This window comes from Nocardioides sp. Z43_10 (assembly GCF_059766615.1).
Window position 1 is genome coordinate 45,473 of sequence record NZ_JCBAJY010000006.1, and the last position, 25,231, is coordinate 70,703.

26 protein-coding genes and 3 tRNA genes are annotated in these 25,231 nt (G+C 71.2%); 15 read left to right on the forward strand and 14 right to left on the reverse strand.

Going from position 1 to position 25,231, the window contains the following annotated elements; translation table 11 throughout:
- Positions 1-9 precede the first annotated feature (9 nt).
- The gene (bcp, locus tag AC6EI4_RS12245) at positions 10-486 is read right to left on the reverse strand and encodes a thioredoxin-dependent thiol peroxidase (protein ID WP_498451636.1); all 477 of its coding nucleotides are present in this window, start codon (positions 484-486) and stop codon (positions 10-12) included.
- 114 nt (positions 487-600) lie between these two features.
- Between bcp and AC6EI4_RS12250 the strand changes: the two genes are divergently transcribed.
- Genes AC6EI4_RS12250 through AC6EI4_RS12275 form a run of 6 tightly spaced genes read left to right on the forward strand, consistent with a single transcriptional unit; the run spans position 601 to position 3,710 of the window.
- Positions 601-1,290: an energy-coupling factor ABC transporter permease gene (locus AC6EI4_RS12250; RefSeq protein ID WP_498424287.1), complete on the forward strand. Its 690-nt coding sequence runs from the start codon at positions 601-603 to the stop codon at positions 1,288-1,290.
- Complete coding sequence (locus AC6EI4_RS12255; protein WP_498451637.1) at positions 1,287-1,631, forward strand: PDGLE domain-containing protein; 345 nt, start codon at positions 1,287-1,289, stop codon at positions 1,629-1,631. Before AC6EI4_RS12250 ends, AC6EI4_RS12255 begins: the two co-directional genes overlap by 4 nt.
- Position 1,632: 1 nt before the next feature.
- Positions 1,633-2,316, forward strand: coding sequence for a cobalt ECF transporter T component CbiQ (gene cbiQ, locus AC6EI4_RS12260; RefSeq protein ID WP_498451638.1), 684 nt, complete (start codon positions 1,633-1,635; stop codon positions 2,314-2,316).
- Positions 2,313-3,077 (forward strand): energy-coupling factor ABC transporter ATP-binding protein, encoded by a 765-nt coding sequence (locus tag AC6EI4_RS12265; RefSeq protein WP_498424284.1) that lies wholly within the window; start codon positions 2,313-2,315, stop codon positions 3,075-3,077. The genes cbiQ and AC6EI4_RS12265 overlap by 4 nt, the downstream gene beginning before the upstream one ends.
- Positions 3,078-3,126: 49 nt before the next feature.
- The gene (locus AC6EI4_RS12270; protein WP_498424283.1) at positions 3,127-3,375 is read left to right on the forward strand and encodes a DUF3618 domain-containing protein; all 249 of its coding nucleotides are present in this window, start codon (positions 3,127-3,129) and stop codon (positions 3,373-3,375) included.
- A 35-nt stretch (positions 3,376-3,410) separates the two neighbouring features.
- The gene (locus AC6EI4_RS12275; protein ID WP_498424371.1) at positions 3,411-3,710 is read left to right on the forward strand and encodes a GroES family chaperonin; all 300 of its coding nucleotides are present in this window, start codon (positions 3,411-3,413) and stop codon (positions 3,708-3,710) included.
- Positions 3,711-3,808: 98 nt separating this feature from the next.
- Here AC6EI4_RS12275 and AC6EI4_RS12280 read toward each other — a convergent pair whose 3' ends face one another.
- The 4 genes from AC6EI4_RS12280 to AC6EI4_RS12295 form a co-directional block, all read right to left on the reverse strand.
- Positions 3,809-4,291 carry a hypothetical protein gene (locus tag AC6EI4_RS12280; RefSeq protein WP_498424282.1) on the reverse strand — a complete coding sequence of 161 codons (483 nt, stop codon included), beginning with the start codon at positions 4,289-4,291 and terminating at the stop codon, positions 3,809-3,811.
- Positions 4,292-4,424: 133 nt separating this feature from the next.
- On the reverse strand, positions 4,425-5,948 hold the full coding sequence (locus tag AC6EI4_RS12285) for an MFS transporter (RefSeq protein WP_498451639.1): 1,524 nt from the start codon (positions 5,946-5,948) through the stop codon (positions 4,425-4,427).
- Positions 5,949-6,066: 118 nt separating this feature from the next.
- Positions 6,067-6,142, reverse strand: a tRNA-Lys gene (locus tag AC6EI4_RS12290).
- Between the two features lie 96 nt (positions 6,143-6,238).
- Positions 6,239-7,813: a phytoene desaturase family protein gene (locus tag AC6EI4_RS12295; protein WP_498451640.1), complete on the reverse strand. Its 1,575-nt coding sequence runs from the start codon at positions 7,811-7,813 to the stop codon at positions 6,239-6,241.
- Positions 7,814-7,886: 73 nt separating this feature from the next.
- On the opposite strand from AC6EI4_RS12295, the gene AC6EI4_RS12300 reads away from it, so the two are divergent.
- The 3 genes from AC6EI4_RS12300 to AC6EI4_RS12310 all read left to right on the forward strand — a co-directional run bounded on the left by AC6EI4_RS12300 (position 7,887) and on the right by AC6EI4_RS12310 (position 10,893).
- Positions 7,887-9,944 carry a penicillin acylase family protein gene (locus AC6EI4_RS12300; protein WP_498451641.1) on the forward strand — a complete coding sequence of 686 codons (2,058 nt, stop codon included), beginning with the start codon at positions 7,887-7,889 and terminating at the stop codon, positions 9,942-9,944.
- Entirely contained in the window at positions 9,941-10,483 is a 543-nt protein-coding gene (locus tag AC6EI4_RS12305) for a GNAT family N-acetyltransferase (protein WP_498451642.1), read from the forward strand. The genes AC6EI4_RS12300 and AC6EI4_RS12305 overlap by 4 nt, the downstream gene beginning before the upstream one ends.
- 95 nt (positions 10,484-10,578) lie before the next feature.
- A complete protein-coding gene (locus tag AC6EI4_RS12310; RefSeq protein ID WP_498451643.1) occupies positions 10,579-10,893 on the forward strand; it encodes an STAS domain-containing protein in 315 nt (104 codons plus the stop codon).
- 54 nt (positions 10,894-10,947) lie between these two features.
- Here AC6EI4_RS12310 and AC6EI4_RS12315 read toward each other — a convergent pair.
- Both AC6EI4_RS12315 and orn read right to left on the reverse strand, forming a co-directional pair.
- Positions 10,948-11,023 (reverse strand) — tRNA-His (locus AC6EI4_RS12315).
- A gap of 46 nt (positions 11,024-11,069) precedes the next feature.
- A complete protein-coding gene (gene orn, locus AC6EI4_RS12320) occupies positions 11,070-11,717 on the reverse strand; it encodes an oligoribonuclease (protein WP_498424273.1) in 648 nt (215 codons plus the stop codon).
- 86 nt (positions 11,718-11,803) lie between these two features.
- Here orn and AC6EI4_RS12325 point away from each other — a divergent pair, with 86 nt between their 5' ends.
- The 4 genes from AC6EI4_RS12325 (at position 11,804) to AC6EI4_RS12340 (ending at position 16,491) form a co-directional block, all read left to right on the forward strand.
- Positions 11,804-12,298 (forward strand): MauE/DoxX family redox-associated membrane protein, encoded by a 495-nt coding sequence (locus AC6EI4_RS12325; RefSeq protein WP_498424272.1) that lies wholly within the window; start codon positions 11,804-11,806, stop codon positions 12,296-12,298.
- Entirely contained in the window at positions 12,282-13,025 is a 744-nt protein-coding gene (locus AC6EI4_RS12330) for a DsbA family protein (RefSeq protein ID WP_498424270.1), read from the forward strand. Before AC6EI4_RS12325 ends, AC6EI4_RS12330 begins: the two co-directional genes overlap by 17 nt.
- Positions 13,022-14,047 carry an adenosine deaminase gene (locus AC6EI4_RS12335; protein WP_498451758.1) on the forward strand — a complete coding sequence of 342 codons (1,026 nt, stop codon included), beginning with the start codon at positions 13,022-13,024 and terminating at the stop codon, positions 14,045-14,047. Before AC6EI4_RS12330 ends, AC6EI4_RS12335 begins: the two co-directional genes overlap by 4 nt.
- A 182-nt stretch (positions 14,048-14,229) precedes the next feature.
- Positions 14,230-16,491, forward strand: coding sequence for a catalase (locus AC6EI4_RS12340; RefSeq protein ID WP_498451644.1), 2,262 nt, complete (start codon positions 14,230-14,232; stop codon positions 16,489-16,491).
- Positions 16,492-16,555: 64 nt separating this feature from the next.
- On the opposite strand, the gene AC6EI4_RS12345 is transcribed toward AC6EI4_RS12340, so the two are convergent.
- From AC6EI4_RS12345 to AC6EI4_RS12365, 5 genes are all read right to left on the reverse strand, one after another.
- Positions 16,556-16,747, reverse strand: a complete 192-nt coding sequence (locus tag AC6EI4_RS12345; RefSeq protein WP_498424267.1) for a DUF6767 domain-containing protein — start codon at positions 16,745-16,747, stop codon at positions 16,556-16,558.
- Positions 16,748-16,824: 77 nt separating this feature from the next.
- The gene (locus tag AC6EI4_RS12350) at positions 16,825-18,330 is read right to left on the reverse strand and encodes an FAD-dependent oxidoreductase (RefSeq protein WP_498424369.1); all 1,506 of its coding nucleotides are present in this window, start codon (positions 18,328-18,330) and stop codon (positions 16,825-16,827) included.
- A 2-nt stretch (positions 18,331-18,332) separates the two neighbouring features.
- Positions 18,333-19,433, reverse strand: coding sequence for a YihY/virulence factor BrkB family protein (locus AC6EI4_RS12355; protein ID WP_498424266.1), 1,101 nt, complete (start codon positions 19,431-19,433; stop codon positions 18,333-18,335).
- A 65-nt stretch (positions 19,434-19,498) separates the two neighbouring features.
- The gene (locus tag AC6EI4_RS12360; RefSeq protein ID WP_498424264.1) at positions 19,499-19,729 is read right to left on the reverse strand and encodes a hypothetical protein; all 231 of its coding nucleotides are present in this window, start codon (positions 19,727-19,729) and stop codon (positions 19,499-19,501) included.
- A gap of 66 nt (positions 19,730-19,795) precedes the next feature.
- Positions 19,796-19,869 (reverse strand) — tRNA-Arg (locus AC6EI4_RS12365).
- A 758-nt stretch (positions 19,870-20,627) separates the two neighbouring features.
- Between AC6EI4_RS12365 and AC6EI4_RS12370 the strand changes: the two genes are divergently transcribed.
- Together AC6EI4_RS12370 and AC6EI4_RS12375 are read left to right on the forward strand one after the other, a co-directional pair.
- The gene (locus AC6EI4_RS12370) at positions 20,628-21,713 is read left to right on the forward strand and encodes a hypothetical protein (protein ID WP_498451645.1); all 1,086 of its coding nucleotides are present in this window, start codon (positions 20,628-20,630) and stop codon (positions 21,711-21,713) included.
- Complete coding sequence (locus AC6EI4_RS12375) at positions 21,710-22,312, forward strand: hypothetical protein (RefSeq protein ID WP_498424260.1); 603 nt, start codon at positions 21,710-21,712, stop codon at positions 22,310-22,312. Before AC6EI4_RS12370 ends, AC6EI4_RS12375 begins: the two co-directional genes overlap by 4 nt.
- 145 nt (positions 22,313-22,457) lie before the next feature.
- On the opposite strand, the gene AC6EI4_RS12380 is transcribed toward AC6EI4_RS12375, so the two are convergent.
- Positions 22,458-23,090: a potassium channel family protein gene (locus tag AC6EI4_RS12380; RefSeq protein ID WP_498424259.1), complete on the reverse strand. Its 633-nt coding sequence runs from the start codon at positions 23,088-23,090 to the stop codon at positions 22,458-22,460.
- Between the two features lie 91 nt (positions 23,091-23,181).
- Positions 23,182-25,209, reverse strand: a complete 2,028-nt coding sequence (locus AC6EI4_RS12385) for a TerD family protein (RefSeq protein WP_498451646.1) — start codon at positions 25,207-25,209, stop codon at positions 23,182-23,184.
- Positions 25,210-25,231: the final 22 nt, after the last annotated feature.

Sequence of the window (25,231 nt, forward strand, 5' to 3'; positions counted from 1 at the left end):
GTCTAGGGGTCAGGCGAGGCCCAGGTCGCGACGCAGCTTGGCGACATGCCCGGTGGCCTTCACGTTGTACTGCGCGACCTCGACTCGGCCCTCGGCGTCGATCACGAACGTCGAGCGGATCACGCCCTGCACGACCTTGCCGTAGAGCTTCTTCTCGCCGAACGCGCCGTACGCCGTGAGCACGGCCTTGTCGGGGTCCGAGAGCAGCGGGAACGTGAGCGCGTCCCGCTCACGGAACTTCGCCAGCTTCTCCGGCTTGTCCGGCGAGATGCCGAGGACCTCGTAGCCGGCCGCCTGCAGGGAGGCGATGTTCTCGGTGAAGTCGCAGGCCTGCTTGGTGCACCCGGGCGTCATCGCGGCGGGGTAGAAGTAGACGATCACCTTGCGCCCGCGCAGGTCGGCCAGGCTCACCGGCTGCCCGGTGTCGTCGGGCAGCGTGAAGTCGGGGGCGGGGTCGCCGGGAGCGAGGCGGACGGACTCGGGCACGGTGCTCTCCTGTCGAACGGTCACCGCACGTAATGTGCAGATCTGTAGTGTGGGTATGACATGACCGTCACGGCGGCCGCACCAAACCTACCGACGGCGCCAGGAGGTACCCGCATGCACGTCCCCGATGGCTTCCTGGACGCACCGACCTCGGTGACCACCGGCGTCGTCGCCGCGGTCGGCGTCGCGGTCGCCCTGCGCCAGGCGCGCAACGAGCTCGACGACCGGACCGCCCCGATGGCCGGGCTGGTCGCTACGTTCATCTTCGCCGGCCAGATGATCAACTTCCCGGTCGGCGCCGGCACCAGCGGGCACCTGATGGGCGGTGCCCTCGCCGCGGTCCTGGTCGGCCCCTGGGTGGGGGTGCTGTGCGTCAGCGTGGTCCTCCTGGTCCAGGCGCTGCTGATGGCCGACGGCGGGATCACCGCGCTCGGCACCAACGTGACGCTGCTGGCCCTGGTCGGGGTCGGCGTCGGCTGGCTCATCTTCCGGGCGCTGCTCGCGGTCCTTCCGCGCCGGATCGCCTGCGTGCCACCCGCCGCGGCGCTGGCGGCGTTCGTGAGCGTGCCGGTCGCGGCGCTGGTGTTCACCGGCCTCTTCGCCGTCGGGGGTACGGCGCCGGTCGACGTGGGCACGCTGGCGACCGCGATGATCGGCTGGCACAGCCTGATCGGCGTCGGCGAGGCCCTGATCACCGGCCTGGTCGTGGGCAGCGTGGTCTCGGTGCGCCCCGACCTCGTGTACGGCGCGCGCCGGGCGCTGGCCCGGCGCACCCTCGAGATCCGCACCGCGGAGCGTGCATGAGCACCCGGCCCGACACCCCGGCCAGGAGGCGCGTCTCCACCCGCGCCCTGTGGTGGACCGGGCTGCTGGTGTCCCTGGTGATCGCCGCGGTGTTGAGCTTCTACGCCAGCAGCCACCCCGACGGGCTCGAGTCGGTCGCCGAGAAGGCCGGGTTCCTCGAGCAGGCCGAGGACTCCCCGGCCGCGGACAGCCCGCTCTCGGACTACCAGACCAAGGGCGTCGAGGACGAGCGGCTCAGCGGCGCGGTCGCCGGCGTCGTCGGGGCGGCCGTCGTGCTGGTGGTGACCGGGGGCCTCGCCTACGGGCTGCGCCGGCGCCGCGACCCGGACCAGGACGCCTGAGGTGGGCGCCGGTCACGGCCACCGGCTCCACTACCACGGACACAGCCGGGTCCACCGGGCCCCGGCGCACCTCAAGCTGGTGGCGCTGGTGGCGTTCATGCTGCTGGTGGTGGCGACGCCGCACGACTGGTACGCCGTCTTCGGCGGCTACCTGCTCGTCGTGCTCGCGATGATCGCCGCCTCGCAGGTGCCCGTCGGCTACGTCGCCAAGCGGATGGTCGTCGAGGTCCCGTTCGTGGTGTTCGCGGTGCTGATGCCGTTCATCGCCACCGGCCCGCGGGTCGAGGTCGCCGGGATCGCGCTGTCCGAGCCGGGACTGGTGGCGGCCTTCGGCTTCCTCGCCAAGGCGACGCTCGGGGTGATGGCCTCGCTGACCCTGGCCGCCACCACCGAGCCGGTCGACCTGCTGCGCGGCCTGGAGCGGCTGCGGATGCCGGACCTGATCGTGCAGATCATGGGCTTCATGATCCGCTACCTCGACGTGGTCACTGCGGAGCTGGGCCGGATGGTGACCTCGATGAGGTCACGGGGCTGCGATCCGCGCTCGCCGCGCTACTGGCCGGTGCTGGCCCGCTCGCTGGGGGCGCTGTTCATCCGCTCCTACGAGCGCGGCGAGCGGGTCCACCTGGCGATGATCTCGCGTGGCTACACCGGCACCCTGCCCGACCTCGGGGGACGTCGATGAGCGTGCCGGTGCTCGACGTACGAGGTCTCGCCTACGCCTATCCCGACGGCCACCAGGCGCTCTACGGCGTCGACCTGCACGTGCACGCGGGGGAGCGGGTCGCGCTGCTCGGGCCCAACGGCGCCGGCAAGACCACGCTGGTGCTGCACCTCAACGGGATCCTGAGCGCCCAAGCGGGCTCGGTGGCGGTCAGCGGGCTGCCGGTGGAGAAGCGCAACCTCGCCGAGATCCGCCGCCGGGTCGGGATCGTCTTCCAGGACCCCGACGACCAGCTGTTCATGGCGAGCGTGCGCCAGGACGTCGCGTTCGGGCCGGCGAACGCCGGGGTGCGCGGCGCGGAGCTGGAGCGCCGGGTGATGGCGGCCCTGGACCGGGTCGGGATGGCGGACTTCGCCGACCGTCCGCCGCACCACCTCTCCTTCGGCCAGCGGCGCCGGGTGGCGGTGGCCACGGTGCTGGTGATGGAGCCGGAGATCCTGGTGCTCGACGAACCGTCCTCCAACCTCGACCCCGCCTCGCGCCGCGAGCTCGCCGACGTGCTCCGTTCGCTGGACGTGACGGTGCTGATGGTCACCCACGACCTGCCCTACGCCCTCGAGCTCTGTGCCCGCTCGGTGGTGCTGCACGACGGCGTCGTGGTGGCCGACGGGGCGACGTACGACGTGCTCACCGACGACGCGCTGATGAGGGCCAACCGGCTCGAGCTGCCGTTCGGCTTCGACCCGCGCAGCACGGGGCCGCCGCAGAGGGCCAAGGGTTGATAGCCTTCGACCCACCCGTCCGTCCCCACGTCCCCAGGAGCAGTGAGAAGTGAGCCAGGAGATGTCCTCCCTCGAGCACGAGATTGAGGAGACCCGCGAGCGTCTCGCCTCCACCATCGACCAGCTGGTCTACCGCGCCAGCCCCAAGACGATCGTGCGACGCGAGATCACGACCGTGAAGGCCTACTTCGTCGACGAGGCCACCGGTGCTCCCCGCACCGACAACATCATCAAGGTCGCGGGCGGCGTGCTGGGCACGATCGCGTTCTTCGTGCTCGCCCGCAAGATCACCCGCTGAACGCCGGCCTCGTGACGGACAAGACTCCGATCAAGATGCTCCACGACCGGATCCTCGTGGAGGTCGACACCGACGCGGGGGAGCGGCGCTCCTCGGGCGGGATCGTCATCCCGGCCACTGCCGCGATGGGCGCTCGGCGCCTGGCGTGGTCGCGGGTCGTCGCGGTCGGACCGCAGGCACGCTCGGTCGAGAAGGAGGACCGCGTGCTCTTCGACCCCGAGGACAAGGCGGAGGTCGAGGTCAACGGCGAGCTGTACGTCGTGATGCGTGAGCGCGACGTGCATGCGGTGGCCGCGGACCGCCTGGGCGACACCGCCACCGGGCTCTACCTCTGAGGTAGCCCACCGACCCAGGTGGGCACACACACGACCGGCCCGGCAGAAGCGTGACTTCTTCCGGGCCGGTCTGATGCTGCCTCAGATGCTGTGCTGATTCAGATGCTGTGCTTGCCGCGGGTGCTGCTGTCGTCCACGCTCCCATCGACGCCGGTGCCGGTGGTGCCTGCGCTGGTCGACCCGGTGCCGGTCGTGGCGGGGTCGACGTGGGCGGCGGCCGCCTGCTCGTCGGCCGCGGCCGTGCCGCGGGGGTCGAGCTGCTCGGCGCGACGCAGCTGCTCGGCGTGCTGGGCGCGGTCGGCCTCGACGCGCTGCTGGTGCTCGCGCGCCGCTGCCTCGAGCTGCTGGGCCTCGGCCGCCTTGCGGTCGGCCTCGGCGCGCATCCGGGCCGCCTCGGCGTCGATCTCGCGTGCCTCGGCGGTGCGCTTGTTCAACTCGGGCTCGCGGCGTGCGGCCTCGTGTCGTAGTCGGGCGGCCTGCTCACGCTTCTTGGCCTTGGACTTCTTGCTCATCGCCACGGCGATCGCGGCGAGCGCGAGCACGACGATGACGGCGATGATGATCCAGCCCCACTCAGGCATGGTTCCTCCTAGCTCGGTGACCGAGGTCCGGTAACCCGATCGGGAGCGGCCAAACCTGGCCCTGGCGCGTCAGTGGGCGGCGAGGTGCTTGCGCCGACAGCTGCCGCGGCCGGAGCGTTCGGTCGGGCCCGGCTCAGTCGCGCTGCTCGCTCAGGTCGAACCCGCGGGGGACCAGGGCGAAGACGAGCAGCCCGACGACCAGCAGCGTGACCCCGCCGATGAGCCCGGTCTGGGTCAGGGCCTCGGCGAACGCCGCGCTGGCGAGGTGGGCCAGCTGGGGGAGCCCGGCGCTCGAGGCGATCGCGCCGGCGGCGCCCAGCGAGTCCTCGGCGGCAGCCGCCAGGGCCGGGTCCAGGCCCTGCGAGACGAGCGCGCCCAGGTCGAGGCGGGCGCCGTAGGTCACCGACGCGATGCTGCCCAGCACGGCGACGCCGAGCACCGTGCCCAGGTCGTAGGAGGTCTCCTCGATGGCGGCGGCGTTGCCCGCCTTCTCGGTGGGGGTGCTCGCCATGATGATGGCCGAGGCGATCGCCAGGGATCCTCCGCCCGCGCCGACCAGCGTCAGCGCGAGGGCCACCGCCGGGTAGGTCAGCTCTCCGGGGACCAGCGACAGCGAGAGGAGGCCGACACCGGCCACGCCCAGGCCGCCGGCCAGCGTGCTCCGGGCCCCGATCAGGGCGGCCAGCGACGGCGCCGCCGCCGAGGCGACAGCGGCGCCTGCGGCCAGCGGCAGCAGGTGCACGCCGGCGGCGAGCGGCGAGTGCCCCTCGACCAGCTGGAGCCACTGGGTGATCAACAGCAGCGCCGCGACCATCGCGAACATCGACGTCAGCGCGGCGAGGGTGCCGGCGGCGAAGGGGGCCCTCGCGAAGAGCCGGACCTCGAGCAGCGGGTCGGGGCGGCGCAGGCAGCGCAGCACGAACCAGCCGAGCAGGAGGACGGCGAGACCGGCCGCCGCCCACCCCGCCGGGTCGGTCAGGCTCTCCTCCTTGCCGAAGCGCTTCACGGCCCAGACCAGGGTGCTCATGCCGGCCACGGAGAGCACGGCCGCGACGTAGTCCCAGCGTCCCGGGTCGGGGTCGCGGGCCTCCGGCAGGATGACGGCTCCGGCCACGATCGCGGCCACCATCAGCGGCACGTTGACGAGGAAGGCCGCCTGCCAGCTGAAGTGCTCCAGCAGCAGGCCCCCGACGATCGGCCCGACCGCGATCCCGAGGGCTGAGGTGGCCGCCCAGACGCCGAGGGCGCTCGCCCGCTCCCCGGGGTTGGTGAAGACGCTGCGGATCAGCGACAGCGTGGTGGGCATGATCATCGCGCCCCCCACCCCGAGCAGGGCACGCACCGCGATCACGGCCCCCGGGCTGTCGGCCAGCCCGACCAGCGCGGAGGTGGCGCCGAAGACGACGAACCCGGCCAGCAGCATCCGCTTGCGGCCCCACCTGTCGGCCAGCGCGCTCATCGAGACCAGCAGCCCGGCCAGGACCAGCGAGTAGGCGTCGACCACCCACAGCTCCTCGTCCGCACTGGGCGCCAGATCGGCCGCCAGGTCGGGCAGGGCGACGATGAGCACGGTCATGTCCATCGACACCACGAGCAGGCTCGCCGACAGCACGGCCAGGGCCGCCCAGCGCTGGGGCTTGGACAATGAGGGCGTCATCTCCGCCCGATGTCTGGCCAACCCGTGTCTACCCATCTCGGGCGTGAGACTAGGCCCCGGCCTCGCGACCCAACGCAGCAGGCCCCCGGCCGACTGTGTCGGACGAGGGCCTGCTGGGTGGTACGCCATCGCGGACTCGAACCGCGAACCCGCTGATTAAGAGTCAGCTGCTCTGCCAATTGAGCTAATGGCGCACGCCGTGAAGCGAGATGAACTCTAACAGCGCCTTCTCCGAGAGGGGAAATCGAGGGGGGGGTGAACCGGCCCCTGGGGGCGCCGCACGGCCGCATTCAGGCCTGCGCGAGCACCGCCTGCGCGGCGTTGTGGCCCGCGATCCCGCTGACCGCGCCGCCGCGTCGCGCCCCGGAGCCGCACAGCAGCACCGAGTCGACGGGCGTCTGCACGCCCCACTGCTGGGCCGGGGTCTCCAGCCGGGAGCGGGTCGGCGCCCACGGCCAGTCGAGGTCGCCGTGGAAGATGTGCCCGCCGGGCATGGCCAGCTCGCGCTCGATGTCCTGGGGGATCTTGACCTCGATGCACGGCTCCCCGTGCGCGTCGCGGGTGAGGCAACCGTCGATGGGCTCGGCGAGGTGCTCGTCGAGGGAGACCCGGGCGCGCCGAAGCGCGTCGGCCTTGACGCCCTCGGGGTCGCGCGCGAACACCGAGGCCGGCGTGTGCAGCCCGAAGTAGGTGAGGGTCTGCCGGCCCGCGTCCTGCGGGTCGCCGAGGATCGAGGGGTCGCTGATCGAGTGGCAGTAGACCTCCCCGGGCAGCCGCTCGGGCAGCCGCCCCTCGGCTGCCGTGCGGTACGCCGCCTCGAGGTCGGCGTAGCCCTCGCCGAGGTGCAGGGTGCCGGCGAAGGCCACCGCCGGGTCGACGCCCGACTTCAGCCGCGGCAGCCGGTCCAGCAGCATGTTGACCTTCAGCTGGGAGCCCTCCGGCTTGGTGGCGGGGTCCTCCGGCTCGCCCATCAGGATCTGCAGCACCCACGGGGCGACGCCTGCCAGCACCCGCCGCCCGGTGACCGAGCGGCGCCCCTCGTCGCCGTCCCAGGTCACCTCGGCGCCCGCCGCGTCGGCGCGGATGGAGCTGACGCCCGCCCCGGTGAGGATCTCCGCCCCGGCCTCGGCGGCGCGGGCGCGCAGGGCGTCGGTGAGGGCGCCCATCCCGCCCACGGGCACCCGCCACTCGCCGGTGCCGTTGCCGATCAGGTGGTAGAGGAAGCACCGGTTCTGGATCAGCGAGGGGTCGTGCAGCGAGGCGAAGGTGCCGATCAGGGCGTCGGTGGCGACCACGCCGCGCACGGTGTCGTCGCGCAGCCGCGCCTCGATCGTGGCTCCCAGCGGCTCGGTGACGAAGTCGCGCCACACCCCGGGGTCGATCTGCTCGCGCACCGCGCGCTCGTGGGGCAGCGGCTGCAGCAGGGTGGGGGCCACCACCCGGGCCAGGGCCGCGACGTCGGCGTAGAGCGCGCGCCACGCGTCGTACTCGTCGTCGGAGCCGGTCAGGGCGCGGAAGGAGGCACGGGTGGCCTCGCCCTCGGGGCGCTCGACCAGCAGGCCGCCGGGTCGTCCCTCGCGCAGCGTCGGGGTGTACGACGCGGTGGAGCGCGAGGTGAGCCGGACATCGAGGTCGAGGTCGGCCATCAGCTCGTCGGGCATCAGGCTGACCAGGTAGGAGTAGCGCGACATCCGGGCCGCGAGGCCGGGGAAGGCCGGCGTGGAGACGGCGGCGCCGCCGGTGCGCGCCAGCCTCTCCAGGAGCAGGACCGAGAGCCCGGCCCGGGCCAGGTAGGCCGCCGAGACGAGCCCGTTGTGCCCTCCTCCGACGATCACGACGTCATAGTGGCTGCGAGATGTCGGCATTGAGCCAACCTAGCCGCCGGTGACCGACCGGGGGGTTAGGGTGTCCTAACTTCATCGACAGGGGGGGGGCGGCGTGGCCCGGATCTTCCGTGATGCCCGGGGCATCGCGCACGTGCTGGGCCGCGACGCGAACGACACCGCGCACGGGCAGGGCGTGGCGATGGCGCGGGACCGCTCCTGGCAGCTCGAGCACCAGCGCCGACGCGCCACCGGGACCAGCGCCGAGCTCCTCGGCGCCCCGGCACTCGCCTGGGACCGGTTGGCACGGCGCGCCGGGATCGCCGTCGTCGCCGAGCGTGCCCATGCCGCGCTGGGGGAGGAGACGCGCGCCTTCGTCGCGTCGTACGTGCGGGGCGTCAATGACGCCCTGCACGCCGAGACCCCCGAGTTCGCGGCGCTCGGCGCGCAGCCCCTCGCCTGGGAGCCGTGGACCCCGGTGGCGGTGTTCCTCTCCCAGCACCTGCTGTTCGCCAACCTCACCGCCAAGCTGTGGCGCACCCATGCCCGCAGCGTGCTGGGTGAGGAGGCCGACCTGCTCTCGCACGAGGGGCCGAGCAGCAGCGGCAGCAACGCGTGGGCGGTGGGCGGGCAGCGCACCGCCAGCGGGAGCCCCCTGCTGGCCGGCGACCCGCACCGGGTGATCGAGGCCCCCGGGGTGTACGCACAGGTCCGGCTGGCGTGCCCGGAGTTCGACGTCGTGGGGTTCGCCTTCCCCGGGGTGCCGGGCATCCAGCACTTCGGCCACGCCGGCTCGGTGGCCTGGGCGATCACCAACGCGATGGCGGAGACCCAGGACCTGTACGCCGAGCGGCTGCGCCGCGACGGCGAGGGCCGGGTCGAGGCCCGGGGGCCGCAGGGCTGGGAGCCCGCCCGCAGCCACACCGAGACGATCCTGGTGCGCGGCGCGGAGCCGGCCACGGTGGAGGTGGTGCTCACCGCGCGTGGCCCGGTGATCTCCGGCGAGGTGGGCGAGGGCCGGGCGATCAGCCTGCGCACCCCGCCCGACGTGCTCGGCCAGTGCGGCTTCGACGCGCTGCTGCCGCTGCTGCGAGCGCGCACCGCCGACGACGTCGACGCCGCCCTCGAGCACTGGGTGGAGCCGGTGAACAACGTGCTGGTCGCCGACACCGCGGGCACGGTGCGCTACCGGATCGCCGGCCGGGTGCCGGTCCGGGCGGAGGCGAACCGGCACACGGTGGTGCCCGCCGACGCGCCCGGGGGCGAGTGGACCGGCTGGCTGGGCGAGGACCACCGCGAGGACGTGGCACCGGTCGGGCACGTGGTCACCGCCAACGAGCGCCGCGGCCCGCACAGCGCGCGCCTCGGGGTGGAGTTCGCGCCACCGCACCGGGCCCACCGGCTCGCCCAGCTGCTCGAGGGGCGCACCGGGCTGTGCGCCGAGGACCTCGCCGCCATGCACGGCGACACCCTGCTGCTGGCGGCGCCGGCCTTCCAGGACCACGTGCGCGGGCTGCGCCCGGACGGCCCCGGACAGGGCGTCCGGGCCCTGATCCTGGCGTGGGACGGCCGGATGGACGCCGACTCGCCCGGGGCGGCGGCGTTCGCCGCCTGGCGCTCGGCCCTGACGCAGCGGCTCGTGGCCCAGGGCCCGCTCGCCGAGCTCGCCGCCACCCCCGCCCCCTACGACGAGGCGTTCCGGCCCTGGCTGGATGTGCGGGCCCGGGTGGGCCTGGCCCTGGAGGCGCTGCTCGCCGCGGACCGGCCGTTCGGGCTCGACGTGGCGCGGGCCGCGACGCAGGCCCTCGACGACGCGGCGGAGCACCTCGACCCCTGGGGAGCCAGGCACGTGCTGACCCCGGTGCATGCCTTCGAGGTCGCCGACGCCGATCTGCACCCGCCCGCGCTGGCCTCCGCGCCGCTGTCCGGGGACAACGACACCGTCCGGTGCACCTCGTCGCTGCCCGGCCTCACCGACGAGTGCTGGCGCGGATCGGCCGCGCGCTACGTCTGGGACCTCACCGACCCGGCGGCCAGCCTCTGGGTGGTGCCGCTCGGCGCCGCCGGCGACCCACGCAGCCCGCACCACGACGACCAGCAACGGGCCTGGCTGGAGGCCCGACTGGTGCCGGTCGTCACCGACTGGGCCCTACTGAGCGAGGAGCACGCATGACCTGGAGCACCCGGCTGCCCGACCTGGGCCGCCTGGACGTCGCGCCGGTGGACCCGCCGGCCGACGCCGCGCTGCTGCACGCCTGGGTGACCCAGGAGCGGGCCCGCTTCTGGATGATGGCGGACCACACCGTCGAGGAGGTGGGCGAGGTGTACGCCTGGATCGACCGCCAGCCCACGCACCACGCCTGGCTGGTCCGCCTCGAGGGTGAGCCGGTGGCGCTGTTCCAGGACTACGACCCGCGCGCCGAGGCGGTGGGGGAGACCTACCCGGTCCGCGAGGGCGACCTCGGCATCCACCTCTTCCTGGCCGAGGCCAGGAACCCTCGCCCGGGGTTCACCGCCACGGTGGTCGCCGCGCTGCTGGCGAGGTCGCTGGCGGCGCCCGGCGTACGACGCCTGGTCGCCGACCCCGACGTGCGCAACGGCGCCGCGCTGGCCCGCTTCGCGCGGCTCGGCTTCTCCCGCGGGCCGGTCGTCGAGCTGCCCCAGAAGACCGCCCAGCTGCTCTTCCTGCAGCCGCACGCCGCCGGGGCCTAGACCACCACCGCGCGCCGCGTAACCTGCGCGGCGGCGCAGGGTTGTCGGTGCGTCGTCCCTGTTCCCGTCTCGGGCACGCGCAGAAGAGAAGAGTCATGAACGCCAGCATCACCACGCTCTCCGGCCCGACCACCACGATCCGCGTCACTGGTGCGCTCGACCTCCCGGCCGCCGCCCGGCTCACCCTGGCGCTGCAGGACGTCGACCGGGCCTCGTGTCGCCGGCTCCAGCTCGACCTGGCCGGCGTCACGTTCGCCGACTGCGCGGGGCTGAGCGTGCTGATCGCGGCGCACCGCCAGTTCCGCGGGGCGCCCACCCGGCTGCGGGTGGGGCCGGTGAGCCCCGCCGTACGGCGCATCGTCGCGCTCGCCCGGGTGGAGCGGATCCTGGACCCGCTGATCGCGGCCTGAGAACGAGAAAAGACCCCCTCCCTCCTGCGTGCAGGGGAGAGGGGGTCTTTTGCTTGGGGTGAACGACGGGACTTGAACCCGCGACATCCGCGACCACAACGCGGCGCTCTACCAACTGAGCTACGCCCACCATGGTTCCGGCGCAGGGCCGGAACGCAGAAGAAGTGTAACGGGTGTCAGACGCCGGGTTGACCACCGGGGGTCGGAGCGGGATCGGCGAGCCCGGTCAGCGCCCCGCCGTGGCGGGCGGCGATCGCGCGGGCGGTCTCGCTGTCGGGGCCCGGCGGCGGCACGAAGACGGCCTCGCGGTAGTAGCGAAGCTCCTCGATGCTCTCCTGGATGTCGGCCAGGGCGCGGTGGTTGCCGCGCTTGGCCGGGGCCTGGAAGTAGGCCCGGGGGAACCACCGGCGGGAGAGCTCCTTGATCGAGGAGACGTCCACGATCCGGTAGTGCAGGAACGACTCGAGCGTCACCATGTCGCGCGCCAGGAAGGCCCGGTCGGTGGCCACCGTGTTCCCGGCCAGCGGCGGGCGGCTGCCGTCGGGGCAGTGCTCGCGGATGTAGCCGAGCACCTGCTCCTCCGCCTCGCCCAGGGTGAGGCCGCGCTCCAGTTCGGTGAGCAGACCGGACTTCTCGTGCATGTCGCGCACGAAGTCACCCATCTGGTCGATCGCCTCGGCGGGGGGCTTGATGATCAGGTCGACACCCTCGCCCAGCACGTTCAGGTCGAAGTCGGTAACCAGGGCGGCGACCTCGATGAGGGCGTCGGCGCGCAGGTCGAGGCCGGTCATCTCGCAGTCGATCCAGACAAGTCGTTCGTTCACGATCAACCACACTACCCACGGGACTTATGGCCTGCTTGCAGGGTGTTGCTCAGCAAGCCCTCAGCCGAGCCGTCTAGGGTCGAGGCGTGTGGCACTGGCTGGGACTCCTGGGGCGCGTCGTCGTCGGTGGCATCTGGATCGTCGCCGGGGCGCTGAAGATCCCCGATCCCGCGGCCAGCGTCCGCGCGGTGCGGGCCTACGACCTGCTCCCCGAGGCGATCGTCCCGGCGGTGGGCTACCTGCTGCCGGTGCTCGAGGTCGTCGTCGGCGTGTGCCTGGTCCTCGGACTGCTGGTGCGCTTCAACGCGCTGATCTCGGCGCTGCTCAACGCGGCGTTCATCGTGGGCATCTCCGCGGCCTGGGCGCGCGGGATGTCCATCGACTGCGGGTGCTTCGGCGGCGGTGGCGTGCAGGCGGGGGCCGAGGACAAGTACCCCGGGGAGATCGCCCGCGACGTCGTGCTGATGCTGGTCTCCCTCGCGCTCGCCTGGCGCCCCCGCACCAGGCTTGCGCTCGACAATTGGCTGTTCGGGCTCTCCCGCCCGGTCACGAGAGGAATGACGAATGTCGAAGAAGGCTAGCCAGCAGTCCCGCGCGGAGCGTGCGGCGGCGGCGTTGCAGGAGCAGAGGGCGCGTGAGCGCAACTCCCGGTTGGCCATCGTCGGTGCCGTGATCGCCGTGCTCGTGGTGATCGTGGGAGGTGGGGTGTGGTGGAACGCCTCACGCGACAGCACCGGCAGCGAGCCCTCCGCGGCGCCCGCCGGCACCACCGACGACTACGGCATCGTGCTGGGCGAGGAGTCCGCGCCCAAGACCGTCACCATCTACGAGGACCTGCTCTGCCCCAACTGCGCGATGTTCGAGGAGGTCGTCAGCGACGACCTGCGCGAGGCGGTCGAGGCGGGCAAGATCAAGCTGGAGTTCCGGCTGGTGTCCTTCCTGGACCAGGCCTCCACCAACGAGTACTCCTCGCGTGCGCTCAACGCCGCGCTGGTCGTCCTGGACACCTCCGGCAAGGACGTCTTCTGGGACTTCCACGACATGCTGATGGACCAGCAGCCCGCCGAGGGCGGCCCCGGCCAGAGCGACGACGAGCTGATCGAGATGGCGGTCGAGGCCGGCGCCGACGAGGACGCGATCCGCAAGCCGATCGAGGACAAGGTCTTCGAGCAGTGGGGTGCCAACGCCACCGACGAGATGTCGAAGAACGGCGTCAACGGCACCCCGACCACGCTGGTGGACGGCGAGGTGCTCGAGGGCGAGACGCTGCAGGAGATGGCGGACAAGCTCAACGAGGCCATCTCCTGAGCGCGCCGGGCGACCACTCGGAGTTCATCGCCGGGTTGCCGAAGGCCGAGCTCCACGTGCACCAGGTGGGCTCGGCCTCGCCCCGGATCGTCTCCGAGCTCGCTGCCCGGCATCCCGGCACGGTGCCCGCCGACCCCGAGGTGCTGCGCGAGTTCATGACCTTCCGCGACTTCGCGCACTTCATCGAGGTCTACGTCGCGGTCGTCGACCTGATCCGGACCCCCGAGGACATCCGGCTGCTGACCTACGAGGTGGCCCGGGAGATGGCGCAGGGCCAGCAGGTCCGCTACGCCGAGCTCACCTGCACGCCGTACACCTCGGTGCTGGCGGGGGTGCCGATCGAGGCCTACACCGAGGCCATCGAGGACGCCCGCGTGCACGCCGAGCGCGACTTCGGGATCAGCCTGCGCTGGATCTACGACATCCCCGGGGAGCTCGGCCTGCCCGCGGCGGAGGCGACCTTGGAGTACGCGCTGAGGCACCGCACCGAGGCGCTCGTCGGGTTCGGGCTGGGCGGTCCCGAGATCGGCGTCCCGCGCGCGCAGTTCCAGCCGCACTTCGACGCCGCCCGCGCGGCCGGGCTGCACAGCGTGCCGCACGCCGGCGAGACCACCGGCCCGGAGACGATCTGGGACGCGCTGCGCCTGCTCGGCGCCGAGCGGATCGGGCACGGCACCTCCGCGGTGCGCGACCCGGCCCTGGTCGCGCACCTGGCCGAGCACCGGATCCCGCTGGAGGTCTGCCCGACCTCCAACCTCGCCACCCGGGCGGTGCCGAGCCTCGCGGAGCACCCGCTGCGCGCGCTGCACGAGGCCGGCGTCGTGGTCACCGTGAACAGCGACGACCCGCCCATGTTCGCGACCACGCTGAACCGTGAGTACCAGCTGGCCGCGGGCCTGCTCGAGCTCGACCGGGCGGGCGTCGCGGCCCTCGCGGTCGCGGCCGTCGACGCGTCGTTCCTCGACGAGGCGGGCAAGGCAGGCCTGCGCGCCGAGATCGCGGCGTACGCGGCGAGCGTCTGAGGGGGGTCATGCCCGGCCCCAGGGCCAGGCGCACGTCGTCCCCGGCGTGCCTCTCCTGATGGCGCCGCCTTGTCTGGAGTCGTTCCATTTCTTGTCTGCTTCGCGGGGTGTGTTCGAGGCCCCATCGGGTACTGCGAATCGCGTTGACCGAACGCAGCCAGAGGCACGAGAAGGAGACAGGAATGGATCCGAGCAAGCCGGCCAAGGCCGTCAAGGAAGCACTCGAGGCGACCGCCGAGAAGGCGGCCGACATGGTCACCCCCAGAGTTCCCGGTACGCCGGGAGCCGCCCCGGCGACCCTCGAGGAGCCGACGGAGCCCACACCTCCGCTGCCGCCCAAGGACGACCAGGGCACACCCGAGACGCGCACCCCCACGGGTGCCGAGACCGGGGCACCGCCCACCGCGGTCGCCCAGCAGGGCGCCTACCTGACCACCGCGAACGGCGCGCGCCTGCGCGACACCGACCACTCGCTGAAGGCGGGTCCGCGCGGCCCGACGCTGCTGCAGGACCACCACCTGCGCGAGAAGATCATGCACTTCGACCACGAGCGCATCCCGGAGCGCGTGGTGCACGCCCGCGGAACCGGCGTGCACGGCTCCTTCGAGGGCTACGGGACGGCCGAGAACGTGACCAAGGCCGGGTTCCTGGCCAAGGGCAAGAAGACCGACGTGTTCGTCCGGTTCTCCACCGTGCTCGGCTCGCGCGGCTCCGCGGACACGGTGCGCGACACCCGTGGCTTCGCGACGAAGTTCTACACCGACGAGGGCACCTTCGACCTGGTCGCCAACAACATCCCGGTCTTCTTCATCCAGGACGGCATCAAGTTCCCCGATGTCATCCACGCGGCCAAGCCGCACCCGGACCGCGAGATCCCGCAGGCCCAGAGCGCGCACGACACGTTCTGGGACTTCGTCTCGCTGCACACCGAGGCGCAGCACCACACCATGTGGAACATGTCCGACCGGGGCATCCCGCGCTCCTACCGGATGATGGAGGGCTTCGGCGTGCACACCTTCCGCCTCGTCAACGAGGCGGGGGAGACGGCGCTGGCCAAGTTCCACTGGAAGCCCAAGCTCGGCGTGCACTCGCTGACCTGGGAGGAGGCGCAGCTGATCGGTGGTCTGGATCCGGACTACCACCGCCGCGACCTCTTCGACGCGATCGAGTCGGGCGCCTACCCCGAGTGGGAGCTGGGCATCCAGGTCTTCCCGGACACCCCCGAGGAGATGTTCGAGGGCATCGACCTGCTGGACCCGACGAAGTTCGTGCCCGAGGAGCTCGCGCCGGTGCAGGCCGTCGGCAAGCTGACCCTGAACCGCAACACCACGAACTTCTTCGCCGAGACCGAGCAGGTCGCGTTCCACGTGGGGCACCTGCCGCCCGGGATCGACGTCACCAACGACCCGCTGCTGCAGGCCCGTCTGTTCTCGTACCTCGACACTCAGCTCACCCGCCTGGGCGGGCCGAACTTCGTCCAGATCCCGATCAACCGCCCGCACGCGCCGGTCAACGACCTGAACCGGGAGGGCTTCCACCAGCACGCCGTGCACGGCGGGGTGGCGGCGTACAAGCCGAACTCGCTGGACGGGGGGAACCCCTCGCCGGCGAGCACCGAGGAGGGCGCGTTCATCGACGTGCCGGTGCGGGTGCCCGAGGCGACCAAGGTGCGGGAGAACCCGGCGACCTTCGACGACCACTACAGCCAGGTGCGTCTGTTCTGGCGCAGCATGAGCCCGGTCGAGCAGGAGCACATCATCCGGGCCTACACCTTCGAGCTGGGCAAGTGCTACGAGCAGGCCATCAAGGAGCGCCAGCTCCAGTGCCTGGCCAACATCGACCCGGTGCTCTGCTCGGAGGTGGCCACGGGTCTCGGCCTGCCGGTGCCCAACCCCACCGTCGAGCTCGTCGACTCCGACCCGAGCCCGGCGCTCTCCCAGGTCGGCCAGGTCTGGCCGCCCGACGGCCGGATGGTCGGCATCGTGGTCGACCCCGACGGTGACCTCGACGGCGTCCGCGCCCTGCGCCAGGCGGTCTTCGCCGCGGGCATGGTGCCGCTGCTGATCGGGCCGCACGGCGGGATGGTCGGCGAGATGCCGATGCAGCGCAGCTTCTCCACCGGTCGCTCGGTCGAGTTCGACGTGCTGCTGCTCGCCGGCTCCCCGGTCCCGGCCCCCGACGCGCTGCCGGCGCGTGAGGCCGAGGCTGCTGCCGCGAGCACGACGTCGCTGGACCCGCGTGTCGTGATGATGATCGAGGAGTCCTGGCGCCACGCGAAGGTCATCGGCGCCTGGGGTGCCGGCGTCGACGCGCTCACCACGACCGGTGTGGTGGGCTCGCCCGGCGTGGTCACCGGTGAGGACGCCGCGAGCGTCTTTGCCGAGGTGCAGCAGCTGATGGGCTCGCACCGCGTGTGGGAGAGGTTCCCCGCCACCGTGGCGTGATGCCTACGAACGGCGATACGTGCCGGTCACCCCGCCTGGGGTGGCCGGCACGTCGTCGTTCGGGTCAGGCCGTTGAGCGCTGCTCGGCGCGGAGCTCGGCGAGCCGCTCGCGGAGCTCGGGGTCCTCCATCACCAGGTAGACCAGTCCGCAGTCCTCGGGGCCGGCGGCGCCGGGGAAGCACAGCAGGCAGTCCTCACCCGGGCGGATCGGGCACTTCGGGTTGGGGCGCACCTTCGTCCGGTGCAGGTCGCTCATCGCCCATCACCTCCACTCCCAGATTAGCCCCGGCGCACGGGGCCAGCCGGGTGGCGGTGGCTCTCCTGCCCGGTGGGTCAGTGGGCCCGCAGGCCGCAGGTCGCGGGCCCCTCGAGGAGATCGCCGTCGGCGGCGAAACGGGAGCCGTGCAGCGGGCAGTCCCAGCTGGTCTCGGCGTCGTTCCAGCGCAGGATGCCGCCGAGGTGCGGGCAGACCGCGGAGACGCGATGCAGCTCGCCGTCCACCCGGGAGACCGCGGTGGGAGCGCCCGCGTGGTCGTAGCGGACCGCGCCTTGGCCCTCGGCCGGGTCCTCCGCCTGGCTCCACGGGCCGAGCCCCGCTACCGGTCGCAGCCAGCCGCGGGCCATCTCGAAGCCGACCTCGGCGTTGATCCGGGCCGCGTCCACGGTGCCCCGCAGGACGCTGGGGGTCCATGTCTCGAAGGTCTCCGCCCACTCGGTGTGGCCACCGAGGATCCGGCTGCTCAGCGCGAGCGCCGCCGCCACGCCGTTGGTCATGCCCCACTTGGCGTAGCCCCCCGCGACCAGGAGGTCGTCGCGACCCGGCAGCACCGGACCGACGTAGGGGAGGGCGCTCGCGCTGACGTAGTCCTGCGCCGACCACGCGTGCGTCTCGTGGGCGCCGGGGTAGTGGACGTGGGTCCAGCGGCGCAGGTCCTCGACCAACGCCTGCTCGGAGCGTGCGCGTCCGACGGTGTGGCCGTTGCCTCCCACCAGGAGCAGGCTCCCGGTGCCGTCCGACCCGCTGTCCGGTACGTCGCGCAGCGAGCGGCTGGGGGAGTCCGCGGAGAGGTACATGGCATCGACCGCGGGCGTGGGCGTGCGGAAGGCGAGCAGGTAGGAGCGCTCCGGGCTGGCCCGGGCGAAGAAGCCGCCGCGATCGAGGATCGGCATGTTGGTCGCGACCACCACGTGGCCGGCGCGCGCCTCGCCCGCGGTGGTGGACACCCGCAGCGGGGAGCGTCCGGTCACCCGCCGGACCCGGGCGCCCTCGATCAGCGTCGCGCCGTGGCGCACCGCGTCCGCGGCCAGCGCGTCGAGCAGCTCCATCGGGTCGAGCTGCAGCTGGTCGTCGAGGCGCACCGCGCCCTGGGTGTGAAAGGGCAGGTCCAGGTCGTCGACCCAGGTGACGGGCAGCCCGGCGCTGGAGGCGACGTCGTACTCGCGGCGCGCGGAGCGGCGCCCGGAGGCCCCGTGGGCGTAGGTGTACGCCGCGCGGTGCTGGACGGCGACCCCGTGCTGGGCGCAGTACTGCTCGACCCAGGCCTGAGCCTCGTGGTTGCCCTGGACGTACTGCTCGACCATCCGCTCGGTGTGGCGCCGCCTGATCCGCGACAGCGTCGTGCCCTGCAGCAGGCTCAGCTTCGCGGTGCTCGCGCCGGTGGTGCCGGCACCGACGTGGCGCGCCTCGATCACGGCGACCGAGCGGCCGGCGCGGGCCAGCAGCAGGGCGGTGGTCAGCCCGGTGATGCCCGCGCCGACCACGACGACGTCCCACTCGCCATCGACGGTGGACTGGACGGGCGCGGGGAGGGGACGGCCCTCGCGCCACAGCGAGGTCATCGTCACGAGTTCTTCTCGTCCTTCTGCGCGGAGGCCGCCTCGAGCCGGATCGCCCGGCCCTTCGCGATGTCCTGCTCGTCCTTCTCGCGCTTCTTGTCGATGTTGCGGGTGTCGCGCGGCGGCAGCTGCACGGTCTCCTCGGCCTCCATCCCGGCCTGCAGCTCGCGGCCGCGCTCGAGCTCGGAGTCGAGCTCGGCACCGAAGAGCAGGGCGATGTTGGTCAGCCACAGCCACAGCAGGAACGCGATGATGCCGGCCAGCGAGCCGTAGGTCTTGTCGTAGGAGGAGAAGTTGGCGACGTAGAAGCCGAACGCGGCCGAGAGCAGCGCCCAGGTCACGATGGCCAGGGCGGCGCCGACACTGATCCAGCGGAACTTCGGCTGCTTGACGTTCGGCGTGCCCCAGTAGAGCAGCGCCACGATCACCACGACGACCACGGCCAGCACGGGCCACTTGGCGATCTGCCAGACCAGCACGGCAGCGTCGCCCACCCCGATGGCCGAGCCCACGGAGTCGGCGACCGGGCCGGTCAGCACGAGCGCGAGCAGCGCGACCGCCGCGAGCACGACCAGGAGCAGCGTCAGCACCAGGTTCGCGGGCCGCAGCTTCCAGATCGGGCGCCCCTCGTCGGTCTCGTACATCCGGTTCAGAGCCCGCCCGAACGCCCCGACGTACCCGCTGGCAGACCACAGCGCGCCGGCGAGACCCAGGATCAGGGCGAACCCGACGCCGGGGGTGTTGGAGAGCTCCATCAGCGTGGGCTCGATGGTCTTGGCCATCGAGCCGGCGCCGAGGTCGCGCAGGATGCTCATCATCTCCTTGATGATGCGCGGGCCCTGCCCGACCAGCCCCACCAGCGAGAGCAGCGCGATCGCCGCGGGGAAGAGCGCCAGGACGGCGTAGTACGTCAGCGCGGCGGCGAGATCGGTGCACTGGTCCTTGGAGAACTCGCGCATCGTCTTGCGCAGGACGTAGACCCACGACCGCTTGGTCAGGTCGGTGGGGGAGTCCACCTTGTCCGGGTGATCGGGGTCGAGGTGCTCGCGGTCCTGGGGGTCGTTGGCCCGGTTGTCGTGATCGCGGGACTCAGAGCGCAGCTTCATGCGAGCACGGGTACCCACCCGGCCACGGGCTCATGCCGCGGCCGGTGGGTCACCTGCGGGAGTGCTCAGGGGTTGCCGACGTCCGAGGGGGAGTCGTCGGTCATGAAGTTGGGGTCCTCGAGGATGTGCGCGACCGTCTTCTCGAGCCAGGGCTGGTCCTTGGTCTGGATGTCACGCTGCTCGAGCTCGTCGGTGAGGCGCTTGACGAGCTCGGCGGTGTCACTGTGGCCCTGATCGCGGAAGATCGAGGTGGCGTCGATGGCGGCCTGCACGGAGGCATTGATCTGATGCATCATGGCGGACACTCTGGCATGCCCGGGCAAGAACGGCGCGGGCGGTGCGCCGCTTGCGGGTGGTCGGTGCGCCCCCGGCAGGATTCGAACCTGCGACCGGCGGATTAGAAGGCCGCTGCTCTATCCAGCTGAGCTACGGGGGCGGGGGGTAGACAGTACAGTCGACAATAACCCTGGGAATCCATCCCTGTGGTTCACGTCGTCCGGACCAGTGCACCCGTGGATCAGTATGTAGCACTCGTTGCGCAGCGTTGCACGGAGTCGCTCCTTGGAGAGAGTGGACTGCTGGAGGTCCAGGTTGTCACCTGACTTCTTGGGCCATCTGTCTCGGCTGGAGGGATGTCGACCATGCCTGCTCCACATCCCAAGGAGTTCCGCGACGACGTCGTCGCGGTCGTCCGACTCGATGAGTTACCGATCGCGCAGATCGCGAAAGATTTCGGGATCAGCGACTCCTGCCTGCATAACTGCTCACGAAAGCCGAAGTCGAGGACGGCGTGAAGGCCCGGTGACGCACGCCGAGAATGCCGGACTACGCGATGACCCGCAAGAATATTCGGTAATCGAGCATGAAAACGAGGTCCTGCGCCGCGCCGCCGCCCAGCTCTTCCAGACAAAACCTGATGCTCGCCCATCCCCCAGAATGACGTTCCCGCTGGTTCGTGACCATGCCGCCGACGGGACTCCCGTCGCGGCGACTGGCCGGGTGCTGGGTTTCACTCAGGAGGCGGCTACCACCCGCCCGCTGCCAGCCCGCGTAGAGACCCACGACTGGAGGAGACCCATCCTTCTGCGCCGAGTAGGTGTGGGTCGCCGAAGCGAATTGGTCTCGGGGGCACGAGGGGGGGGGCACGTTCCGATAGCGGGCGCCGCTCCGCAGGCGGTTCCGCTGGTGGAAGGGGTGCTTCTCGACGAGGACGGCAAGCCTGAGCCGCACGCGTACGTGCGTGTCACTGCGGTCCCGCAGACGCCGCGAACGAAGTTGATCAAGCCGGTGTTGGTGGACCAGGCGAAGACGGATGCGGCCGGGCGGTTCTCCTTGGGCGGGAAGATCCCCACGGGGCGGAAGTTCCGCAAGTCCGACGGCCAGGTAGAGCTGGAATTCACCGGGCTGTTGAACAACGAGAGGCACGAGGTGGTCTACCGCGTCAGCGTCGACCCCAAGGCAAAGGTGTCCGCGTCAACTCGCACAGCGACGTCGGCCACTGGCGATGGGCGCGGCATGCGGATCCAGCTCGGTGTCGGCCGTGTCGAGGACTCGTCCGCGTTCTCGGGGCGTGGCTCCAGCGGTGCAGGCGCCTCTATCGAGTGGGGCCCTCATGCAAGGCGAACCACGCAGTCACTGGCCCGGGGGCAGCTGCCGCTGACTCACTGTGGGCGTGCGCTGGGGTCGTGGAAGTACACAGGCATCTCGGCCAAGCGGTACGTGCCCGCACAGCGGCTTACCACGGCGAAGCACAGCTCGGCGACGTACTTGTGGGAGACGGGGAGGAAGACGGAGATTGCCTACGTCATGGACTTCGGCGCCAGCGAGTACCTGGGCGGTATGACAGGAGGTCTCTCAGTAGGCACCGAGCTCGACGTCGATATGTCCGTGGGGAACAACGTCTCGAAGCTGCTGAAACCACAGTGGCGCCTCCGCAAGTACGAACACGTGTGCCACGGGAAGGGCACGGGCAACTACATGTGGTGGCCCTACGCTCCCACGGGCGGATCGCTGCCGAAGAAGAAGTCCAATAACCCGGCAACGTGGACGTGTAAGCCAGGCACAGGCACCATCATCGGGAACACCACGGTCATCGCGAAGGAGTCCGCGGTGAACTGGAACGGCTACTTCACCCTCGCCGGGGTAGGGGTCGACGCCAGGCAGGAGAACTCGTCGAAGCACACGCTCAGAATCGTCCCCGACGCGCGCGAGCGCGCGCCCCGCTACTGCGGTGACAACGATGACCCGTACAGCGCGAACCGGGTCAAGGAGGTCGGTTGAGCCGGAAGTCCCAGTCTCTCGTAGCCGTGATCGTCGCTGTCCTGGTCGGAGTCGGGTGGGCGGTTCTAGCGCCTGGTGGCGTCGGCGCCCCCACCCCGGGGGGTCTGCTCGACGCCGGCGGCGAGCACGGGCAGTCGTTCTCGACCACCGACGGGCACGTGTTCATGGATGGCGCGGAGATCCTCAAGCTCGGCGGCGACCAGTCAGCGAAGCTGCTGGAGGTCCGTTCGGTCGGCGCCGGTGATGCACTTGAGCAGACCGGTGCTCTGCTGGCTGGGCCGAAGCGTCGGCATGCGGCGGTCACATACCTGCCCACGTGGCCGCCTCGGCAGGCAGCGTTCGGTGAGCTCGTTGAGGCCGAGGGGGCGACGATCGAGCCTGACCGCGGTGAGGAGGACTACCGCGGGTACAACCTGCTGATCGGCTACCGCGTCACCGACGCTTCGAAGGTTGCTGCGCGCCACGAGATCGTGATCCGCTACGAGGTCGACGGCGAGGAGTACGAGGTGCGCCGGCCGGCACGGTTGGTGCTCTGCCCCTCGACGGTGACCGACGAGGCGTGTGCGGGGAAGCTGACAGACATGTTCTTCAACGACTGACTGCGGCCTGCGCAGCCGCAGCACCATGCCCTGATGTGGCTACTCCTTTCGTGGCGGACGCGGCTGAACCGAACCTTTCAGCAGTCCCGTGGTTCTGCTCCAGCCTTCGACAGAGCCCCATCGCTTGGCGGGCCTGACCGCGCGCTTAGACAGTTCGGTCCTGCTGGACCTGGGCGACCATCCAGGTGGCGACAGAGGCGGTGATCGCGCCTACGAGAGCGATCCCCACGACCATGAGCGCGACGGCGATGAGCCGCCCTTCGGTGGTGACTGGAAAGCGGTCCCCGTATCCGACGGTGGTCACCGTCGAGGCCGCCCACCACAGGGCGTCGCCGAACGTCGTGATGTTCGCTCCTTCAGCCTCCTGCTCGGCGTCGAGGACGGCGATGGCCCCCAGCACCAGGGCCATGACGCTTGTCCCCACGACGTAGGTCATCACTCTCCCGACAAGGGAGCTGCTGGCCGAGCGGTTCAACATCCGAGCAAGAGCCAACAGCCGCAGAAGCCGCAGGGGGCGGAGCATGGGCAGCACGATCAGCGCGACGTCGTACCAGTGTTGCCGGAGATAGGACGCGCGCGCCTCGGCAATGTTGACCCGCCACGCGAAGTCGATGGCAAAGGCAACCCAGACCGTCCAGGAAACGGCGTTGAGTCCACTGCGCAGCGTGACGTCCATGGAAGGGTCGAGAACGGGCCAGGCGTAGGCGATGAGGAATGCGCCGGCCAGGAGCATGAGGGGGATCTCGGTGCGACGTTCCCACCGCTCGACACGCGTCATGTCCGGGAGGATAGGGGCCCATTCCAACCACCCCCGACCGACCCAATGCGGCGGCAACCCACCGCTGCAACGCGGTTGCGGTCTGTCCCGCTCAGGTTCGCTTGTCTGACCACGGTCGAAGGTGTTGCACGACATCGGCGTAGAAGGTCGTGGTGACGCTCTTGACCGACCCGATGAGGGTGCCGGTGCCGGCGGCTCTCTTGGCGCCGAGGGGGAGGTCGAGGGAGATGGTGAACGCCTTGATCTCGCGCTGATCGTCGGGGAGGAGACACGTGGGATCCTGGCGGGCTTTGCCGAGCAGTGCCGCGGTGGTGTTGGACCTCGGTCCGGCGAGATGGGCTTCGAGGCGGATGGAGTCCTTGGCGTGGTCGGGAAGCTGGCGAAGCAACCAGCTCACCCGTGTTTGGGGACGTGTCTCTCCGCGGGGAGCTCGGATGGTGATCGCCGCACTGGCCTTGTCTGCGCGCAGGTCTGCGCCTACGACGACGACGTCGACCGCGCCGGGGACCTTGAGGCGTCCGAAGAGGAGTCCGGAGTCTGCGAGTTGCTGGCGGCGGCTGGCGTGGTCGGGCGTTTCGCGCGGGGCCAATGCCTGGACTTCGACGCCGAGGAGGCCTGAGAGGTGGTGGCCGAGGTGCTGGACGAGTTCATCGAAGCGGGCGCTGACCTCCCCGGTGGCCTTGTCAGAGGGTCGTGCGGTCTTGGCTTTCACGGCGTCGCGGACCTTGACCCAGTTGGGACCCATGTCACCCAGGCCACCCATCCCGGAGCGGGCATGGGCCATGTAGCGGATGAACTCCTCAAGCACCTTGCCCTGAGTGGCATCGGCGACACCTCGGTGACGAGCGGTGAGGATCGCCTCGGCCCGGATCTGGTCCCACGAGAGGTGATGCAGGGTGACCTTGCGCAGCTTTCTCCTATCGACTGCGACGGGGTGGTCGGCGTCTCCGCCGGCCAGTTCGTTGCTGATGGTGATGACGGCGTCGAAGCCCCGGCTGCGGGCGATGTCGAGGTAGTTGTCGATCTGCTGGGCGTCGAGCTTGCCGGTGGAGGTCTTGACCTCGACCAGCGCGGTCCAGGTCCGTTGGCCGCGGGTGACCTGGAGGACGCCGTCGGGTCGGTAGGCCTCCTCGTCTTGGCCGAAGGGAACCTCGATGAAGGTGGTGAGGGGACCTCGGGGTGCTCCGCACCGTGTGGTGAGAGCTGCTCCGAACTCCCGGACCGTGCTCATGACGGCTAGCAGGGCGGAGGTGGCGCGACGCTCTTGCTCTTCGCCGCTGCCGATGCCCGCGACGGGGAACAAGCGCGCGGGCTGCCAGTCGTTGCCATCGGCAGCCGGGATGGATGCGTTCCAGTCGGCCGGCAGCCGCGGCGCTCTCGTCGGGCGGCGAACAGACACGCCCCGCTTGGGTGTCTTCAGCTCGGCAGGCTCAGTGGCAGCGGACGAGGGCTCGCCGTCTCGGACTTCGTCGGGGGCGGCGGTCGCGGCGTCGGCGGCGTCGTCGGGTTCGGCCGCGTCGGCGGAGACTTCGACCCCGTGCGCTGACACGAGGGACGCGAGGCCGTCGGCGTAGCCGCGACCGACCGCACGGATCTTCCATTCACCGTTGCGTCGATAGAACTCGCCGAAGACCAGCGCCAACTCGGTGGCGGCGTCGTCGATGTTGAAGATCAGCAAGTCGGTTGCGTCGGCGGTGCGCTGCACGCGCATGCGGATGGTCTCGGCGTCGCCGAAGGTGGTTCCGGTGGCGGGGTCGAGGCTGGCGGAGATCACGATCCGCTCGATCTCGTCAGGCACGTCGTCGAGCTCGAGGGTGACGACGTCGGAGGACCAGCCCTGTTCGGCCTCGAGCGTGCCAGGTTGCGGTTGCAGTTTGTCGCGCAGATGCACAGCACCGGCGAGGGCGATCGGTTGGTTGTAGAACACGAAGTCCGAGCTCGAGCGGACCTTGCCGGCCGCGTCGAGCAGGAGCACGCTCACGTCGGCGTCGATGTTCTCAGCCTTGCGACCGCGGCTGTCGAGAAAAACGGTGAGGGCACCCAGTTCGGTACCCAGGGCGCCGAGCGCGACGTTCTGTCCCTTGCGAAGTTCCTGAGCAGCCGTGATCTCGTCAGTCACCTCGCGAGACTCCCATAACTGT

Coding starts and splice junctions, on each gene's coding strand:
- AC6EI4_RS12250 (WP_498424287.1), top strand. CDS start 601: ATGCACGTCCCCGATGGCTTCCTGGACGCACCGACCTCGGTGACCACC.
- AC6EI4_RS12255 (WP_498451637.1), top strand. CDS start 1,287: ATGAGCACCCGGCCCGACACCCCGGCCAGGAGGCGCGTCTCCACCCGC.
- AC6EI4_RS12265 (WP_498424284.1), top strand. CDS start 2,313: ATGAGCGTGCCGGTGCTCGACGTACGAGGTCTCGCCTACGCCTATCCC.
- AC6EI4_RS12275 (WP_498424371.1), top strand. CDS start 3,411: ATGCTCCACGACCGGATCCTCGTGGAGGTCGACACCGACGCGGGGGAG.
- AC6EI4_RS12280 (WP_498424282.1), bottom strand. CDS start 4,291: ATGCCTGAGTGGGGCTGGATCATCATCGCCGTCATCGTCGTGCTCGCG.
- AC6EI4_RS12285 (WP_498451639.1), bottom strand. CDS start 5,948: ATGACGCCCTCATTGTCCAAGCCCCAGCGCTGGGCGGCCCTGGCCGTG.
- AC6EI4_RS12295 (WP_498451640.1), bottom strand. CDS start 7,813: ATGCCGACATCTCGCAGCCACTATGACGTCGTGATCGTCGGAGGAGGG.
- AC6EI4_RS12305 (WP_498451642.1), top strand. CDS start 9,941: ATGACCTGGAGCACCCGGCTGCCCGACCTGGGCCGCCTGGACGTCGCG.
- AC6EI4_RS12310 (WP_498451643.1), top strand. CDS start 10,579: ATGAACGCCAGCATCACCACGCTCTCCGGCCCGACCACCACGATCCGC.
- AC6EI4_RS12330 (WP_498424270.1), top strand. CDS start 12,282: ATGTCGAAGAAGGCTAGCCAGCAGTCCCGCGCGGAGCGTGCGGCGGCG.
- AC6EI4_RS12340 (WP_498451644.1), top strand. CDS start 14,230: ATGGATCCGAGCAAGCCGGCCAAGGCCGTCAAGGAAGCACTCGAGGCG.
- AC6EI4_RS12345 (WP_498424267.1), bottom strand. CDS start 16,747: ATGAGCGACCTGCACCGGACGAAGGTGCGCCCCAACCCGAAGTGCCCG.
- AC6EI4_RS12350 (WP_498424369.1), bottom strand. CDS start 18,330: ATGACCTCGCTGTGGCGCGAGGGCCGTCCCCTCCCCGCGCCCGTCCAG.
- AC6EI4_RS12355 (WP_498424266.1), bottom strand. CDS start 19,433: ATGAAGCTGCGCTCTGAGTCCCGCGATCACGACAACCGGGCCAACGAC.
- AC6EI4_RS12360 (WP_498424264.1), bottom strand. CDS start 19,729: ATGATGCATCAGATCAATGCCTCCGTGCAGGCCGCCATCGACGCCACC.
- AC6EI4_RS12380 (WP_498424259.1), bottom strand. CDS start 23,090: ATGACGCGTGTCGAGCGGTGGGAACGTCGCACCGAGATCCCCCTCATG.